Here is a 15,757-nt window from a genome sequence, read left to right on the forward strand (position 1 = left end):
TTTCCCTTTCTGCCAGCTGAGCGGCCGGGGCCGCTTTCAGCCTTGCTTCATGCCGCCTGCCGCTAGATGAATGCGCAAGCCGCACGGTGGACCAGGCAATGTTCCGGCAATGTTGGAACGCCAGCGTGGACACCACGGCAGCCGGGGCGCCCCGCGCCCTCCCTGCCCAGCGTGGCATGCACCTCACAGGAGAACGAACATGCTCAGTACTTCCGCACTCAGCTTCCGTGGTCTGGCGATGGCTCTGGCATTGGTGGCCAGTGTGGCCGTGGTCAGCGATGCCAGCGCGATGTCGAGGAAGGACAAGCGCACCCTGGTCGGCGCCGTGGTCGGTGGCGTGGCCGGCAACCTGCTCTCCAACGGTGATCCTGCCGCCACCGTGGGCGGCGCCGTGGCCGGCGGCGCGATCGGCAACCTGACCACCTCCGACCGCCGCGACCGTCGTTACTACGACAACCGCCGCTATGACGACCGCTACGATCGTCGTTACGACCGTGGCTATTACCGCAGCGGCTACTACGACCGCGGTGACAACCGTCGCTGGCAGCGCGAGCGCTACTACGACAACCGCTACTACCACGACCGCGGTCGCCATCGCGGCTGGTAAGCGGCACGGCATCTCCCGTGCCGATGCACGGACGGGCGGGTCGATGACCCGCCCGTTTGCGTTGGCCACGTGCATGGCGTTGAATGCGCAGCCTTGGATGCGACTTTCCCCACCGGGGCTGCGGCATGACTTCTTCCTCCCACCGCGTGCAGGGCCTCAACAACGACGAGGTTGCTGCCGACTGGCCACCGATCAGCGCGGCGGACATTGCGTGGCTGCGCCAGCGCTACCCTCAGCTGGACGAGCAGAGCCAACCGCGCTGGCACAGCCCGCGGCCACTGTCGGCCGCCGCCATCGTCAATGGCAGGGACGGCGCGGTGTTCATCAAGCGCCACCACCACAGCGTGCGCAGCGCGGCCTGCCTGGAAGAAGAACACCACTTCATCGCCCATCTCGCCGCCGCCGGCGTGCCGGTAGTACAGGTGCTGCCGGCCACCGATGGCCACACTGCCGTCGAGCATGGCGAATGGACCTTCGAGCTGCATGCGGTTGGCGTCGGTGAGGACCTGTATCGCGACGCGGTGTCGTGGTCGCTGCTGACCGATATCGCGCAGGCCCGTGAAGCCGGACGCGCACTCGCACAGCTGCACCGTGCCGCCGCCAGCTACCACGCGCCCCAGCGCAGCACCCATGTGCTGGTCGCGCGCGACGATCTGATCCGCGCCGACGATCCGATCGCGGCCATCAAGGCAGGGCTGCACGAGCGCCCCGCGCTGGCCCGCTATCTCGCGCGCATTCCGTGGGAAGCGCAGCTGCAGCGTGACGTGCTGCCGTGGCATGCCGGCCTGGCCAAGCGCCTGCGCGACGAGCCGCGGCTGTGGGCCCACAACGACTGGCATGTTTCCAACCTGCTGTGGCGCGATGGGCAGATCAGCACCGTGCTGGATTTCGGCCTGGCCTCGCCCACCAGCGCACTGTTCGACCTCGCCACCGCGATCGAGCGCAACGCGGTGGCGTGGCTGGAGCTGGAGCGCGGCATGGAGGCGGTGCGCATCGATATCGCGCTGGCCCTGCTCGACGGCTACCGCCAGGTACTGCCGCTGTCGGCGGCACGCGTGCACCTGCTGGCCGACCTGCTGCCGATGGTCCATTTCGACTTCGCACTGTCCGAAGTGGAGTACTTCGAAGGTGTCACCGGCTCGACCGCGAATGCCGACGTGGCGTGGCAGCCCTTCATGCTGGGGCACCCGGCGTGGTTCCACAGCGCGCCGGGACAGGCATTGCTGCAGGCCCTGCACGCGGCAGCCTGAAGGGCGCCGGCTCGCAAATCCGTACCATTTGTAGTGAAATGGTCACCTGAAGCGGGGGTGCCTGGATCTGCTAGGCTGAGAGAGTCCCTTGGAACCTGATCCGGTTTGCACCGGCGTAGGGAGCTTTGAGCCGCAGCCACACCCCCGTCATGGGCAGGTGCACCTGCGCGCCGTCGCTTCGTCTCCCTTGTTGTCCGAAGACGAATCGAATGAACCGCTGCCTGCGCCCCACCCTGCTCTCCCTCGCCCTCTGCGCCGCGCTGCCGCTGCACGCCAGCGAGGCCGAGGCGTCCCCCGATGCGGCTGCCACCGGCGCCGAGCGCTCGCCGACCGAACTGGCAGCGGTGCGCGTGCAGGCCGGCAAACCGAAGGCCGATACCTCGCGCGTGAATGCCTTCGGCGGCGGTTCGTGGAAGGACACGCCGGCGTCGGTGAACGTGCTCGAGCGCGACTATCTCGACCGTCGCCAGGTACGTTCGCTGTCCGAGCTTGCCAGCAACGATGCCTCGCTGGGTGATGCGTATGCACCTGTGGGCTACTACCAGAACATCGCCATCCGTGGCTTCGCGCTGGACGCCGCCACCGGCTACCGCTTCAACGGCCTGTCCATCGCCGGCGAACAGCGCCTGGCGCTGGAGAACGTGCAGTCGGTTGAGATCCTCAAGGGTGAAGCCGGCCTGGCCGCAGGCGTGATGGCACCGGGTGGCATCATCAACTACATCGGCAAGCGCCCGGCCGAAGTGCGCACCGCCACGCTCGGCACCGATTCGGAAGGCTCGCGCTACGTCGCCGTCGATGTCGGCCACTGGATCACCCCGCGCTTCGGCCTGCGCCTGAATGCCGCGTGGGATTCCAGCAATTCCTATGTCGAGCACGCCGATGGCCGCCGCAATTTCTACTCGCTGGCGGCCGACTGGCTGATCGGCGAACGCGGCAAGCTGGAGGTGGACGCCAATTACCAGACCAGTTCGCAGCGTTCGGTGTCCGGTTACCAGCTGCTGGGCGCACGCGACCTGCCGCGCGGCGTCGACCGCGAGCACCTGCTCGGCTACCAGCCGTGGCAGCGTCCAGTGGATATCGCCAGCACCAACATCACCGCCCTGCACACCTACGACTTCAACGAGGCCTGGCAGTCGCGCGTCTCGGTCGGCCACAGCCGGTCGGTGATCGATGACAACGTCGCCTTCGCCTACGGTTGCTACTACGCCGTGCAATGCGCCGATGGCAGCGTGCCGGGCAACTACTTCGCGCCCAACGGCGACTACGACGTCTACGACTACCGCAGCCCGGACGATACCCGCCGCAACCAGCAGGCCCGTGCCGAGCTGCGTGGCCGTTTCGAGACCGGCAGCGTCGGCCATGAGCTGACCCTCGGCGCCGACTACTTCCGCCGCACCGTGGACAGGCGCCCGAGCGTCAACGAGTACGTCGGCACCACCAACATCCACGAAGCACCGGTGCCGGTATTCGCGCCGTCGCCGAAGATGCCTGGCCCGTCCGCACGTCGCCTGGACAGCCGCCAGACCGCCTTCTTCGCGCTGGACCGGATGAGCTTCGGTGACGACTGGCAGTGGCTGGCCGGTGGCCGCTTCGTGCGCCTCGATGAGCGCTCCTACGACAAGCGCGGCACCCCGCAGCGCCACAGCCGCCTGTCACGCTTCCTGCCGCAGACCGCGCTGGTGTGGAAGGCCACCGACCAGCTCAACGCCTATGCCAGTTACGTGCGCGGCATTTCGCTTGGCCAGGAAGCGCCGTTCTGGACCAGCAATGCCGACACCTTCCTGCCGTCGGTGCAGTCGCGCCAGCTGGAAGTGGGCGTGAAGTACGTGCCGGTCGAGGCGTTGACCCTGGGTGCGGCCGTGTTCCGCATTTCGCAGCCGTACCAGTACGCCAGGCCGGACAACAGCGACGTGGGCTACACCTTCGTCGAGGAAGGCACCCAGACCCACACCGGCCTGGAGCTGACCGCCAACGGCCAGCTGACCGACGCATTGCAGATCGTGGCCAGTGCCAGCGTGCTGCAGGCGCGTGCGCGCGACACCGGCACGCCGGCTTATGAAGGCCATCAGCTGGTGAATGTGCCGAAGGTGCGGGCCAGCGTGCATGTGGCCTATGCGCTGCCGTTCGTGCAGGGCCTGGATGTCACTGGCGGCTGGCGTTATGCCGGTGCCAACGTCGCACGTGCCGACGGCGGCGTGCGCGCACCGGACTACTCGGTGTTCGACGCTGGTCTGCGCTTCCAGCATCGCCTGCACGAGCGTGCGGTGACCTGGAACCTGTCGGTGGACAACGTGTTCAACCGCTTCTACTGGCGCGATACCGGCAGCAGCGGCGGTGACTACTACCTGTTCCCCGGCGCACCGCGACAGGCCCGCCTGTCGGTGACGTTCGCGCTGTGAGCGGCGTGATGCTCGAGTGGACCGCCGCACTGTGCAGCATCCTTGGCGTCTGGCTGATGGCCCGGCGCCGGCTGGTGGCGTGGCCGGTGGGCCTGCTGTCGGTGACGCTGTACGGGCTGGTATTCGCCGAGGCCAAGCTGTACTCGGACACCCTGCTGCAGGTCGCCTTCGGTGGCTTCCTGGTCTACGGCTGGCTCAACTGGCGGCAGCATGCCGCCGATGAGGGCAGCATCCGCATCGTGCCGCTGGCACGCGGCACGCTGCTGCGTGACCTGGCCATCGGCCTGTGTGGTGGCGTGGCGCTGGGTGCAGCCATGCACAGCTTCACTGATGCCGCCCTGCCGTGGTTGGACGCGCTGCTGACCGGCCTGAGCCTGGTCGGGCAGTGGTGGCAGGCGCGCCGCCACGTGGCCTGCTGGTGGGTGTGGATCGCGGTGGACGTGGTCTACGTGGGCGCGTACCTGTTCAAGTCGCTGCACGTGACCGCCGCGCTGTACGTGTTCTTCCTCGGCCTGGCCGTGTTCGGCCTGCGCGCATGGAGCGCCGCCGCGCGCGAGCCACAGGTGGCAACGCAGTAGAGCCAGGCCATGCGTGGCGGGCTACCGGTAGTCGCCAACCCGGGTTGGCGCGCGCCTGCCGACCAAGGTCGGCATCTACCCACCACATCCACGCATGGCGTGGATCTACTTCGGCTCCAGCACCAGCACCAGCCCCAGCCGCAGCGGCTGGCGCATGTCGGCCGGCGGGGCTGCCTGCAACGGCGCGCCCTGCAGCGTCGCGCGCAGGTCGGCGTCGACCTGGGCATCGCCCAGGCTGTCGAATTCCAGCTTCGAGATGCGGCCATCCGCCGCGATCCACACGCTCACCGGCAGCGGCGTCGGTGCGTCCGGATGTGCCTGCAGCCATTCCAGCACGCGCTGCGCCTGCGGGTCCTGCTCCTGCTGCAGGCGCTGCTGCAGCTGGCCACCGACCGCAGCGGCGTAGGCCATCCAATGCGCAGGGGCGTCCTGCGCGGACACCGCGGCGCTCCCCAGTGCCAGCGCACCGAACACCGCGGCCAGCGGCCGCCACCAGCGGCGTGCGCCGGTTGTGTTCCTTGCCATCGCGATCGCCCGCCCCTGCGCTCTCATCCAACGGCTGATGGTCGGGGCGGTAGATGACAGGCAGATGGCCGTCGCCGCTGCCCGGCGCGATCAATCGCCCAGATCGGCCAGCACTTTGCGCGAGGGCGCGAAGAAGGTCACGCCGGTGGTGGCGGTGGAGAAATCGAGGATGCGGTCATGCAGCGGTGCGGGATTTCCGATGAACATGCGCTCGAGCATCTTCTCGATCACCCACAGGCGGCGCGTGTAGCCGATGAAGTAGGTGCCGTATTCGCCGCGGCCCGGGTTGGCGAACGGCATGTTGTCGCGCAGGATCTCGTGCTCGCCGTCGGCGTCCTCGATGGTGCACAGGGTCTTGTGCGATTTCTGCGCATCGGCCGGTGCATCGTCCAGCTCGATGTTGTCGTGCTTGGTGCGGCCGATGATCGCCTCCTGCGCCTCGGTCTTCTGCGCGCGCCAGGCATCGAGATTGTGCAGGTACTTCTGCACCACCACGTAGCTTCCGCCGGCATGTTCCGGGTCTTCCTCACCCACGATCGTGGCTTCCGGCAGCGACAGCCCTTCCGGGTTGGCGGTGCCGTCGACGAAATCGAGCAGGTCGCGGCCATCGAAATAGCGGAAGCCAGCCACGTCATCGACCGCTTCCACCGCATCCCCGAAGGCCATCAGCAGGTTGCGCTCGAAGGCCACGATCAGGTCCATCGTGCGCGCCCGGATGTGGTACAGCAGGTCGCCCGGCGTGGACACGGCGGTGTGGGTGGCGCCCTTGATCTCGCGGAACGGCTTCAGCTCGCGCGGCGGCGTGGTGCCCACCAGCGGCTGCCACACACGGTGGCCGATGGCCACGTTGCAGGTGAAGGTGCGTTCGATCTCGCGGATGGCGGTGTTCTTGATCAGGTCGTCGGTGCTGGCCAGCACCTCGCGCGCCCTGGCGATCGACGCCTCATCATCCTTCACCTTCAGCACCAGGAACGCCGCCGAATGGGTCAGTGGCGCGGTGATCTGCTGCGGCTCATTGTCGAGCGTGTGGTTGACGGCGGTGATCTGGGCGGGCTGGGTGTTCACGGTATTCCTGCGGGCTTGAGGCGGGCGCGTCGCGTGTGGCGATGTGCGGGCGATCATAGCGGAACCGCCTGACCGTGGACGGAGCGGTTCTCGTTCCGTCCACCGGCAATGGTACGAAGACTCAATCCAGATCGCTCCACACCGCCAGCTCGTAGCCATCCAGGTCGCGGAAGTGGAAGCGGCGGCCGCCGGGGAATGCGAACACCGCCCGCACCACCTCGCCACCGGCAGCGACTACGCGCTGCTGCGCGTCGGACAGGTCCGCGCAATACACGATCACCAGCGGCCCGCCGTGGGCACGCACCGGCACGTCGGCCACGAAGCCGCCCTTCAGGCGGCCATCGTCGAATTCGGTGTAGGCCGGGCCATAGTCGGTGAAGTGCCAACCGAACACCTCGCCGTAGAAGCGTTTGCTGCGGGCAATGTCGGCGACGTTGAATTCGATGTTGTCGATGCGGCGTTCGGCATCGCGGGATGCGGCGTGGCTCATGGCGTGGCTCCGTGTTGGGAGCCCAGCATCGATCAATGCAGCACCGTGGTCTTGAACAAAACGGCCATCATTGGCCCCATTCCAGGCGCAGCTCGCGTGCTGTCATGCTGGCAAGCTCACGTGCCTCGCGGCTGAGATGGGCCTGGTCGGCATAGCCGGCCTCGGCGGCCAGCATCGCCAGGGAGTGCTGCGGCAGCGCGCGGCTGTGGCGCAGAAAACGTTGCAGCCGCAGGATCCGTTCCAGCGTCTTGGCGCCGTAGCCGAACTGCGACTGGCTGAAGCGTCGCAGGCTGCGCGGGCTCAGGCCGACGTGCGCCGCGAGCGTGTCCAGCGTGGCGTGGCCGGCGGCGAGCGCCTGGAACAGGGCATGTGCGCGCTTGGCGGGGGTGTCGAGCGCGACCGCACCCATATGCTGTTGCAGGCAGTGCGCCATTCGCTGCAGGCGCTGTGCAGGCGCGGTGTCGCCGATGGAGGCCGCCGCCTTGTTCGCCCACGCGCCCTTCAGGTCAGCCAGGGGCACGGCCTGGCCGATGATCCCGGCCAGGGGCAGGCCCAGCGCGGCCAGTGCCTGGCCGGGACGGAAACGTGCGCCCAGCACCTGCGCACCGGGTGCCAGCCCCGGGTGCGCGGCCACGCGGTCCGGCCCGACCACGAACAGCACGCCGTCGCGCCAGAGAATGTCCACGCAACCGTCAGGCAGTACGGTGACGTGCCCATCGGCATCGGCAGGAAGCTGGCTCTGCCACAGCTGTCCAAAGTGGCCACGCAGCGGCGCGGGTGCCAGATGCTCCTGGTAGGCCGTGCCAGTGCATGCGAGGGAAGAAGAGTCGCCCATGCCGCATTGTCGCGCTACAGGGCCCATAAAAGTGAAGCCCGGCGCGAGGCCGGGCTTCGGTTGGCGTGTGGGAGAGAGAGAGAGAGTCACACGCCAGCACAACACGCACTAACGACAGGCGTTTGTTACCAGGTGAAGCGCGGGCCCACGAACCACTCGCGGTCGCCAGCCTTGGCCAGCTTCACTTCGCCGCTCAGGCCCCAGTTCTGGTTGAACTTGGCGGTGGCGCCGACACGGCCGTAGAACTCGCCGTCCGGGTTGTAACCGTGCTTCTTGCTGAAATCTTCGTAGCCGGCCATCACGTAGCCTTCCACGTACGGGTTGAACGCGGTGCGCACGCCCACTTCGGTGGAGTAACCGTTGAAGTCCAGGCCGCGCTTCTCGTCGTACTTCTGGTACGCAACACGGGCCACCAGGTCGGTGTTCGGTGCGATGCCGTAGTTGTAGCCGACACCCAGGCGCCACTGGTCGACGTCATTCTTGAACTTGTCGGTTTCCTGGGCGCTGTAGTCGCCAAAGACGTGGAAGTTCGGGTGCACCGCAACGGAACCCTTCACCTTCCAGCCATCGGCGTCGCCGCCCTTGGCATCGGTGTTCACGTAGCCGCCTTCAACGTAGTTGTACGACAGGCCATCGGTTGCCGATGCAGCGAACGGCAGGGCAGCCAGAAGACCCAGGGCAAGCAGCGAATTCTTGTTCATCGGGACACACCTTTAATTATTTTGGTTTCGTCGGCCGCCTCCCGGGAGGGGAAGAGAGAGGAGGCGATCGACAGGTGTGAATTATCCGTTAGGGGGTCTAATCAACCCTGAATATTGAACTGACTGGTATATAAATATGGGCGACGTTCAGGGAACTCCGCATGCCGCACACATCCGCCGCGTCACTGCTGTTGCGGGGACGTGCCCGCCGTAGGGTGCGCGAGCTGCTGCTCATCATCCTTGCGATGATGCTGCAGGCGGCCGAGCGCAGCCAGCCTCCTGCGCGCATCGTGATTCAGACGGACGATGTCACGCGTTTCTTCCATGTGCTGGATGCCAGCGCTGGAAAGCCGAGTGCCGACGATCTGCAGCGCAGCTATCTGGATGCTGGCACAGACGCTCTGCGCAGCTTCACCGACAGCCGTATCGGCTCGATGGAGCGGCTGGCCAGGGCCATCCAGGACACGCCGGCATTGTTTGCGAAAGCGAGAACCTGCGCGACAGCATTGCCATCGATCCGCATGCGCGTCGCCGCTGCCGTCGATCAGCTGGGCACCTTGTTGCCGTCTGCGGCGCTTTCCCCGGTCACCGTACTGGTGGGCCGCGGCAACAGTGGTGGCGTGACCGCCGAAGCAGGCGTGGTCAGTGGACTGCAAGCGCTGTGCGACGCCGACTGGATGCAGGCCGATGTCGGCGACCGTTTCGTGCACCTGATTGCCCATGAGTACGTGCACGTGCAACAGCCAAGTGCACGCGTGGAAGTCGAGCAGCCCACCCTGCTCTATCAGGCGCTGCTGGACGCCAGCCGGTGGCGGCCCGCGTGCGCTGGCATCGAGGCGGTGCCGACGGCACTTCGATGAACTCCGCTTCATGCTGATGAATACGTGCTTCTGAACAGGCACAAGGCAAGCCGGCCGATGCACGTCCGCCCGCGTGATCCTGCTTGTTAAGTTTTGTTGATCGAACGTCTTCACAGCGCTTCCACGTCTTCCAATTCCAGCTGAAAGCACGGGCTAGCGCCGGGAACAAACGCCGCTATATTCCAGCTTCCCCAGACGAAGGAGGGAGTTGGAAATGAAACTGACCAAGCAGCACATCAACGCAGCACGCGCCATCACCGTCGCCATCGTGGCCACCGTAAGCCTCGGCGCTTGCGCCACCTACAAGGACGAGTTCGCAACCATCAACTCGCGCCTCGATCAGCTCGACGTAAAGGTGCAGGGCGCTGCCCAGAGTGCCGAGTCCGCCAACCAGTCGGCGCAGCAGGCCAACCAGCGTCTGGACCAGATCGAAGGCCGCGTACAGCAGCTTGAAAGGGCACCGGCCGGTCGCAAGCCGCGCGGCTGATAGCTCTCTCACCCTTTGAATTGATCCACCTCTGTATCGGGAACCAGTGGCCTTCGCCGGCCACTGGCATCCTTCCACCCAGAATTGCATTGCAAGGAGCCGTCCCATTCGTACCTCCTCCTCCCCTGCACGCCGCGTCTTCCATGCCGCACTGGCGTTGGCACTGGCCGTTGCGTGCAGCGGCGCAGCCAGCGCCAAGGGCAAGGACAAGGAAGCGCCTGAACAACGCATTGCCGCCGTTGACGAACTTCCGCCCGACCAGAGCGTGTCCGAAACAGTGATCGAGCTGGCCGGCTGGGTGGTCGCCAGCAAGGACAACCAGGGCTATCCGTTTGCGGTCATGGACAAGGCGGCGGCGCAGGTTCTGGTCTTCGGCGGTGATGGCAAGCTGCGCGGCGCAGCACCGGCGCTGTTTGGGTCGGCGATCGGCGACCACTCCGCACCGGGCGTCGCCAAGCTCGCACTGAGCGCGATTCCCGGCCACGACCGTACCACGCCTGCCGGCCGCTTCATTGGCGGTTACGGCCCGTCCGACGATGCCGGGCGCGTGCTGTGGGTGGACTACGATTCCGCAGTCTCGATGCACCCGCTGCCGCCGGGCAGCCCGAAGGAAAAGCGCGCCGAGCGGTTGGCATCGCCCTCGCCGGACGACAACCGTGTCACCCACGGTTGCATCAACGTTTCGCCTGCGTTCTACGAGCAGATCGTGCACTCCACGTTTGAGAAGGGCGGTGTGTTCTACATCCTGCCGGACAAGGATTCGATCGCGAAAACCTTCCCGGAGTTCGCACAGAGCCGTGGGAATGCGAAGGAAGAAGACGAGAAGGGCGCGCGGCGCGCGAGCAAATAGAGCGCGTTTGCGTAGCGGAACTCAGGAGGCGGTAGCGCCAGCAGCCTGCGCCAATGCGGCCGCGAGCGCGTCGCCCTTCCTCTCGCTGTAACGGTCTACCAGGTAGTCCGACCGGCCCCGCGTCAGCAGCGTGAACTTCACCAACTCTTCCATCACATCCACCACCCGGTCGTAGTACGGCGAGGGTTTCATCCGCCCGTCGTCATCGAATTCCTGCCAGGCCTTGGCCACCGATGACTGGTTGGGGATGGTCAGCATGCGCATCCAGCGACCGAGCACGCGCAACGTGTTGACGGTGTTGAACGACTGCGAGCCGCCGCTCACCTGCATCACCGCCAGCGTCCTGCCCTGCGTGGGCCGCACGCTGCCATCTTCCAGCGGCAACCAGTCGATCTGGTTCTTGAACACGCCGGTGACCGTGCCATGCCGCTCGGGGCTGACCCAGACCTGGCCTTCCGACCACTGCGACCATTCGCGCAATCGCTGCACTTCAGGGTGGCTCGTGTCCACGCTGTCCAGCATGGGCAGCGCATGTGGATCGAACATGCGGGTTTCGCACCCCAGATGGCGCAGCAATCGCTCGGCTTCGAGCGCCAGCTTGCGGCTGAAGGACTGCGGCCGCAGCGAGCCGTAGAGCAGGAGGATGCGTGGCGGCCCCAGATCTGCCGCGGCGAGTTTGTGATGATTGGGCTGGGGCAATGACGATTCCACCAGATTGGGCAGGTCAGGGCTTGTGACTGGCTTATTCATTCGATTATTCTAGAAATATGGAAACGTTAAATGCAATCACCGCCCTCACCGCGCTCGGTCATGCCACCCGCCTGGCTTCTTTCCGCCTGCTGGTGGAGGCTGGCCCGGCAGGGCGCATGGCGGGCGACATCGCCACGGCCCTGCAGGTGCCCCCAGCCACGCTCAGCTTCCACCTGAAGGAGCTGGTGCAGGCCGGGCTGGTGGAGAGCGAAAGCCAGGGCCGCCATGTCTGCTATCGCGCCAACTTCGATGCGATGAACGGCTTGATCCAGTACCTGACGCACAATTGCTGCGCGGGTTCGCCGGACCAGCAGTGCGCGGCAAGCGAACCGGCCTGCAGGTGCTGAGATGAAGCCAGACCCCGTGATTCGTGCCGGCACACGCGACGACCTGTCCTGCATCCGAGACCTTCTGCAGCGGGCGCAGTTGCCCGTGGCCGATCTGGAAAGCAGCGAGGTCGTGTTTCTCGTCGCAGACCTCGACGGCGTCCCCGTGGGCGCCGTTGGATTGCAGGTTTTCGGCGCCTCGGCGCTGCTCCGCTCCCTGGTGGTGTCTGATGACCGACGCGGCACCGGCCTTGGACGCGCATTGCTGGCAGCGGCCGAAGAGATGGCCCACCGTATGCAGGTCAGGGAACTGGTGCTGCTGACAACATCGGCAGGCTCGTGGTTCGCGCGGCACGGCTATGCCGGATGCGATCGCGCGCAGATAGCGGAGGCGATCCGCAGCTCTGCCGAGTTCACCCGTCTCTGTCCGGGCAGCGCGCTTTGCATGTCCAAGCCACTCACTGACCACGGAAGCCACATGACCCGTAATGTCCTGTTCCTCTGCACCGGCAACAGCGCCCGCAGCATGCTTGCTGAAGCCACCCTGCGCGCCTGGGGCGGCGATCGCTTCAGCGCATTCAGTGCGGGCAGCCAGCCCACTGGCCAGATCAACCCCTTCGCGCTGGCCCAGCTGCAGGCCGAAGGAATGCCCATTGAAGGGCTGCGCAGCAAGTCGTGGGATGAGTTCGTGGATTCACCGCCGATGGACCTGGTGATCACCGTGTGCGATTCAGCCGCAGCGGAGGCCTGCCCGGTGGTGTTCGGTGACTTCATCCGCAGCCACTGGGGCCTGCCCGATCCGGCGGCCGTAGCGGGTAACGATGCCGACAAGACCGCAGCCTTCGCGCTGGCTCATGCCATCGTGAAGGCGCGACTGCGTGCATTGCTCGCCTTGCCTGACTCATTGTGGTCCGACCGCGAAGCGCTGCAGCACGCGCTGGATCAGATTGGACAGTTGCAGCCGACCGACAGCATGCCGTGACTTCCCGCATGAATCTGTTCGAACGCCACCTGACGCTTTGGGTCGGGCTTTGCATTGCGGTCGGCACGCTGCTGGGCCACTTCCTACCCGGTGCTTTTGCCGCGCTGGCATCCGCAGAGATCGCCAAGGTCAACCTGCCGGTTGCGGTACTGATCTGGCTGATGATCATCCCGATGCTGCTGAAGGTCGACTTCACTGCGATGCGCCAGTTGCAGCAGCACTGGAAGGGCATCGGCGTAACGCTGTTCATCAACTGGGCGGTCAAGCCATTCTCGATGGCGCTGCTGGGCTGGCTGTTCCTGCGCCATGCCTTCGCCGACTGGTTGCCCGCAGCACAGATCGACAGCTACATCGCCGGGCTGATCCTGCTGGCGGCCGCGCCCTGCACCGCCATGGTGTTCGTGTGGAGCAACCTGTGCCGTGGCGATGCCAACTTCACCCTGAGCCAGGTGGCGTTGAACGACGCGATCATGGTGGTGGCCTACGCGCCGGTGGTTGCACTGCTGCTGGGCCTGTCGGCGATCACCGTGCCGTGGGATACCCTGCTGCTGTCCGTTGGCCTCTACATCGTGGTGCCGGTGCTGCTGGCTGCGTTGCTGCGGCGCTGGATCCTGATGCATCGTGGCGAGGCGGCGTTGCAGCAGATGCTTCGCAAGCTTGGGCCCGTCTCGCTGTGTGCGCTGCTGCTCACACTGGTGCTGCTGTTCGGCTTCCAGGGCCAGCAGATCGTGAAGCAGCCGCTGGTGATCGCACTGATTGCGGTGCCGATCCTGATCCAGGTCTATTTCACTTCCGGCCTGGCCTACCTGCTCAATCGTCGCCTGGGCGTGGCGCATTGCGTGGCCGGCCCTTCGGCGTTGATTGGTGCCAGCAATTTCTTCGAACTGGCGGTAGCCACCGCGGTGGGGCTGTTCGGCGTGCATTCGGGGGCTGCGCTGGCGACGGTGGTGGGTGTACTGATCGAGGTGCCGGTCATGTTGTCTGTGGTGCGGATCGTGAACCGTACTCAAGCCTGGTACGAGAGACGCGAAGAGCACTGACACACCGGAGTGCGCCGAAGTCGATTTACGTTCTTCGCCCCGCACTGTCGTCATCGGCCTGGTGGGGTACCCGTACGCCACGTCATCAACTTCGACCCATGTCGCATATTCCCCATGCCGCTACGGACGTTGCGGCGCCTGCGTCTGCGACGGCTTAACAGCATGCAAAAATGCCAAAAGCGTCTTTGATCAAGCATTGAATGCAACTGTTCTGATTGGCACCGCGCAGCAGCACGCGTACAGATGACGTGCCATCGAAAAAGGATGGCCGGGCTTCGAAAACCCGTGCGCTTGTTTGACAACGCTTGCCCGCCGGCGTCACCCCTCGTGGCGCCGGCGGGCATTCCGTCTGCCGGTCATGGCGGGCGGAGCGTGGAGGCCTTGTGCCTGCCGGTTTCAACAAGCGCCCGGTTTTCGAACCACGTCTCCGCCCGCCACCTTTGCGTGGCGGCTGCCGTCTGTCCTGCACGGAGCCCTTGCCATCAGCACACCCGAATCCTCCCGGCTGCGCACGCAGTACGTACCCGCCAACGCGGACGCGCCTTCGGAAGCGGCGCACGCGCGCGATCCTCTCGGTTTCATCGCCACGCTCGACCGCATCGGCAAGGGCGCTGCCGCCGACGGCCAGCCCTGGCCCGAACGTCATCAGATGCCTGGCCGCCGCATGGCCTTGGCCGACGCGGATTTCGCATTGACCGGCCTGCGCGTGGCGTTGGAAATGCTGCTGGCTGCCGAGCGCGTGCGCCAGAACGGACCCGACGAGGAGTACGTGGGCGACCGCGTGATGGAGGGCCTGATGATGGCCAGCCTGTCGCTGGCCGCACAGGTCAGCGCACGCATGCGGCCGGAAGGGTAATACGGGGAACAACGCACACTGCAGCGCCGTGCGCGGCCCGGCGCTGCGGAGCGCGCCACATCACTCGCAGAGCGCGCTGTCTTCCTTCAACGCGGCATCCTGCAGTGGTTGGCGCTGTTCGATCTGCTCACGTTGTTCCGCCGTCGGCTCACCCAGCCACCACACACGGCAGCGTGCGGTGAGACGGCCGACCATCTTCGACTGGTCGGGTGAATACAGCATCGCCAACGCGGTACCGGGGCAGTCATGGGCCTGGCAGGCGGTATAGAACCACCACGGCTCGCCCTGCAGCACCACCAGATCGCCAGGACCGCTGGGCCCGCTCAACAGGCGTTCGCGCAGCGATGGAATCTCCTTGTCAGCGGATTCGGCTGCAGCTGTGTTCTTCATCAGGGCGTTGAACGCGGCCAGTACCTTCGGGTCCTCGCGGCCGCAGTCGTCCACGGTATTGCCGCCCACCAGGGTGAAGAAATGCGTCGCCAGCGGGTTGTCCGCGCAGGTGAGTTCGCCGCCGGCACTCGGGTCTTCCGGTTCGCCTTCGTTGTCCCACACCGAGGGGTCCACACCGTCTTCGGCGGGCGGTTCCTTCTCGACCACCGTCGCCGCGGCGGCCGGCGCTTCGGCGGTCGGCGCTGGCGCCACAGCAGGTGCAGTCTCGCCAGTCTTTTCCGGTGCCTGTCCGCAGGCTGCCAGCAGCGCGGCCATCATCGCCATCCCTGTGATTCGCATCTTCATCGCGTGTCCTTGTCTGATCTGCGCTGCGTCCGCCGAATCGACGGCCGCGTGATTCTAATGCGCTGTTCGCCGAAGATGGCTTTGTGCTGCAGAGCAACCAGCTGCCGATGCGCGGCCGCAGCGCGATCGAGGCCGCGTATGCCGGCCGGGGTGGCAGTCCGTTGCGGCTGCGTACGTTGCCGTATTCGATGGAGGGCAGCACGGGCTACATCATTGGTGCGTACAGCTACGGCAGCAACGTGAGGGATACCGGCAAGTTCACGCTCATGCTGAAGCGCGAGGGGGATGGGCCGTGGTTGATTTTATCGGACATGGACAACAGCAACGCGCGGCCGCGCGCGCGGTGATGAATGCCGCCGGGCATGGCCCGGCGCTGCTGGGCGCCAACCAAGGTTGGCCGCTACCAGAAGCGGGATCCGTC

At 66.0% G+C, this 15,757-nt stretch carries 17 protein-coding genes, 3 pseudogenes and 1 riboswitch; of the genes and pseudogenes, 13 read left to right on the forward strand and 7 right to left on the reverse strand.

Features of this window, described 5'->3' with window-relative positions; translation table 11 throughout:
- The first annotated feature begins 199 nt into the window (after positions 1-199).
- From AC5P8J_RS10840 to pnuC, 4 genes are all read left to right on the forward strand, one after another.
- Positions 200-607 carry a glycine zipper 2TM domain-containing protein gene (locus AC5P8J_RS10840; protein ID WP_021202098.1) on the forward strand — a complete coding sequence of 136 codons (408 nt, stop codon included), beginning with the start codon at positions 200-202 and terminating at the stop codon, positions 605-607.
- A gap of 125 nt (positions 608-732) precedes the next feature.
- Positions 733-1,857 (forward strand): phosphotransferase enzyme family protein, encoded by a 1,125-nt coding sequence (locus tag AC5P8J_RS10845; RefSeq protein WP_111104927.1) that lies wholly within the window; start codon positions 733-735, stop codon positions 1,855-1,857.
- A 43-nt stretch (positions 1,858-1,900) separates the two neighbouring features.
- A riboswitch (TPP riboswitch) is annotated at positions 1,901-1,996 on the forward strand.
- Between the two features lie 70 nt (positions 1,997-2,066).
- Positions 2,067-4,256 (forward strand): TonB-dependent receptor, encoded by a 2,190-nt coding sequence (locus AC5P8J_RS10850; protein ID WP_494539897.1) that lies wholly within the window; start codon positions 2,067-2,069, stop codon positions 4,254-4,256.
- A gap of 8 nt (positions 4,257-4,264) precedes the next feature.
- Positions 4,265-4,834, forward strand: a complete 570-nt coding sequence (gene pnuC / locus AC5P8J_RS10855) for a nicotinamide riboside transporter PnuC (RefSeq protein WP_031269344.1) — start codon at positions 4,265-4,267, stop codon at positions 4,832-4,834.
- 105 nt (positions 4,835-4,939) lie between these two features.
- Here the strand turns inward: pnuC and AC5P8J_RS10860 are convergent, their stop codons facing one another.
- From AC5P8J_RS10860 to AC5P8J_RS10880, 5 genes are all read right to left on the reverse strand, one after another.
- Positions 4,940-5,365, reverse strand: coding sequence for a TonB C-terminal domain-containing protein (locus AC5P8J_RS10860; RefSeq protein WP_227854228.1), 426 nt, complete (start codon positions 5,363-5,365; stop codon positions 4,940-4,942).
- Between the two features lie 84 nt (positions 5,366-5,449).
- Entirely contained in the window at positions 5,450-6,424 is a 975-nt protein-coding gene (locus AC5P8J_RS10865; protein ID WP_058980203.1) for a Dyp-type peroxidase, read from the reverse strand.
- A 121-nt stretch (positions 6,425-6,545) separates the two neighbouring features.
- Positions 6,546-6,914, reverse strand: a complete 369-nt coding sequence (locus AC5P8J_RS10870) for a VOC family protein (RefSeq protein ID WP_227854221.1) — start codon at positions 6,912-6,914, stop codon at positions 6,546-6,548.
- 67 nt (positions 6,915-6,981) lie between these two features.
- Entirely contained in the window at positions 6,982-7,749 is a 768-nt protein-coding gene (locus tag AC5P8J_RS10875) for a helix-turn-helix transcriptional regulator (protein ID WP_021202105.1), read from the reverse strand.
- 125 nt (positions 7,750-7,874) lie between these two features.
- Positions 7,875-8,450, reverse strand: coding sequence for an OmpO family porin (locus AC5P8J_RS10880; protein ID WP_004134798.1), 576 nt, complete (start codon positions 8,448-8,450; stop codon positions 7,875-7,877).
- Positions 8,451-8,665: 215 nt separating this feature from the next.
- Between AC5P8J_RS10880 and AC5P8J_RS10885 the strand changes: the two are divergent.
- The 3 genes and pseudogenes from AC5P8J_RS10885 to AC5P8J_RS10895 all read left to right on the forward strand — a co-directional run.
- Positions 8,666-9,250 (forward strand): annotated as a pseudogene (locus tag AC5P8J_RS10885) (DUF2268 domain-containing putative Zn-dependent protease); the annotation flags it as partial.
- Positions 9,251-9,524: 274 nt separating this feature from the next.
- Entirely contained in the window at positions 9,525-9,797 is a 273-nt protein-coding gene (locus AC5P8J_RS10890; RefSeq protein ID WP_005407606.1) for a hypothetical protein, read from the forward strand.
- Between the two features lie 157 nt (positions 9,798-9,954).
- Positions 9,955-10,647, forward strand: a complete 693-nt coding sequence (locus tag AC5P8J_RS10895; protein ID WP_021204019.1) for a L,D-transpeptidase — start codon at positions 9,955-9,957, stop codon at positions 10,645-10,647.
- Between the two features lie 21 nt (positions 10,648-10,668).
- Here the strand turns inward: AC5P8J_RS10895 and arsH are convergent, their stop codons facing one another.
- Complete coding sequence (arsH, locus tag AC5P8J_RS10900; RefSeq protein ID WP_478432675.1) at positions 10,669-11,397, reverse strand: arsenical resistance protein ArsH; 729 nt, start codon at positions 11,395-11,397, stop codon at positions 10,669-10,671.
- 17 nt (positions 11,398-11,414) lie between these two features.
- On the opposite strand from arsH, the gene AC5P8J_RS10905 reads away from it, so the two are divergent.
- The 5 genes and pseudogenes from AC5P8J_RS10905 to AC5P8J_RS10925 all read left to right on the forward strand — a co-directional run bounded on the left by AC5P8J_RS10905 (position 11,415) and on the right by AC5P8J_RS10925 (position 14,601).
- Complete coding sequence (locus AC5P8J_RS10905; protein ID WP_021204021.1) at positions 11,415-11,744, forward strand: ArsR/SmtB family transcription factor; 330 nt, start codon at positions 11,415-11,417, stop codon at positions 11,742-11,744.
- A 1-nt stretch (position 11,745) separates the two neighbouring features.
- A pseudogene (gene arsN2 / locus AC5P8J_RS10910) lies at positions 11,746-12,165 on the forward strand (arsenic resistance N-acetyltransferase ArsN2); the annotation flags it as partial.
- A 36-nt stretch (positions 12,166-12,201) separates the two neighbouring features.
- Positions 12,202-12,705 (forward strand): arsenate reductase ArsC, encoded by a 504-nt coding sequence (locus AC5P8J_RS10915; RefSeq protein ID WP_227852981.1) that lies wholly within the window; start codon positions 12,202-12,204, stop codon positions 12,703-12,705.
- Positions 12,706-12,713: 8 nt separating this feature from the next.
- On the forward strand, positions 12,714-13,745 hold the full coding sequence (gene arsB / locus AC5P8J_RS10920) for an ACR3 family arsenite efflux transporter (RefSeq protein ID WP_021204023.1): 1,032 nt from the start codon (positions 12,714-12,716) through the stop codon (positions 13,743-13,745).
- A gap of 481 nt (positions 13,746-14,226) precedes the next feature.
- Positions 14,227-14,601, forward strand: a complete 375-nt coding sequence (locus AC5P8J_RS10925) for a hypothetical protein (RefSeq protein WP_494539905.1) — start codon at positions 14,227-14,229, stop codon at positions 14,599-14,601.
- 60 nt (positions 14,602-14,661) lie between these two features.
- Here AC5P8J_RS10925 and AC5P8J_RS10930 read toward each other — a convergent pair whose 3' ends face one another.
- Entirely contained in the window at positions 14,662-15,336 is a 675-nt protein-coding gene (locus AC5P8J_RS10930; RefSeq protein WP_021204025.1) for an Ivy family c-type lysozyme inhibitor, read from the reverse strand.
- A gap of 59 nt (positions 15,337-15,395) precedes the next feature.
- Here AC5P8J_RS10930 and AC5P8J_RS10935 point away from each other — a divergent pair.
- A pseudogene (locus AC5P8J_RS10935) lies at positions 15,396-15,683 on the forward strand (YybH family protein); the annotation flags it as partial.
- Positions 15,684-15,757 lie beyond the last annotated feature (74 nt).

This window comes from Stenotrophomonas sp. YJH_SMC_37 (assembly GCF_059370035.1).

Excerpts from the sequence above, each read along its gene's own strand:
- AC5P8J_RS10840 (WP_021202098.1), top strand. The coding sequence starts at position 200 with ATGCTCAGTACTTCCGCACTCAGCTTCCGTGGTCTGGCGATGGCTCTG.
- AC5P8J_RS10930 (WP_021204025.1), bottom strand. The coding sequence starts at position 15,336 with ATGAAGATGCGAATCACAGGGATGGCGATGATGGCCGCGCTGCTGGCA.
- AC5P8J_RS10890 (WP_005407606.1), top strand. The coding sequence starts at position 9,525 with ATGAAACTGACCAAGCAGCACATCAACGCAGCACGCGCCATCACCGTC.
- AC5P8J_RS10875 (WP_021202105.1), bottom strand. The coding sequence starts at position 7,749 with ATGGGCGACTCTTCTTCCCTCGCATGCACTGGCACGGCCTACCAGGAG.
- AC5P8J_RS10845 (WP_111104927.1), top strand. The coding sequence starts at position 733 with ATGACTTCTTCCTCCCACCGCGTGCAGGGCCTCAACAACGACGAGGTT.
- arsB (WP_021204023.1), top strand. The coding sequence starts at position 12,714 with ATGAATCTGTTCGAACGCCACCTGACGCTTTGGGTCGGGCTTTGCATT.
- AC5P8J_RS10915 (WP_227852981.1), top strand. The coding sequence starts at position 12,202 with ATGACCCGTAATGTCCTGTTCCTCTGCACCGGCAACAGCGCCCGCAGC.
- AC5P8J_RS10880 (WP_004134798.1), bottom strand. The coding sequence starts at position 8,450 with ATGAACAAGAATTCGCTGCTTGCCCTGGGTCTTCTGGCTGCCCTGCCG.
- arsH (WP_478432675.1), bottom strand. The coding sequence starts at position 11,397 with ATGAATAAGCCAGTCACAAGCCCTGACCTGCCCAATCTGGTGGAATCG.
- pnuC (WP_031269344.1), top strand. The coding sequence starts at position 4,265 with ATGCTCGAGTGGACCGCCGCACTGTGCAGCATCCTTGGCGTCTGGCTG.
- AC5P8J_RS10850 (WP_494539897.1), top strand. The coding sequence starts at position 2,067 with ATGAACCGCTGCCTGCGCCCCACCCTGCTCTCCCTCGCCCTCTGCGCC.
- AC5P8J_RS10870 (WP_227854221.1), bottom strand. The coding sequence starts at position 6,914 with ATGAGCCACGCCGCATCCCGCGATGCCGAACGCCGCATCGACAACATC.
- AC5P8J_RS10905 (WP_021204021.1), top strand. The coding sequence starts at position 11,415 with ATGGAAACGTTAAATGCAATCACCGCCCTCACCGCGCTCGGTCATGCC.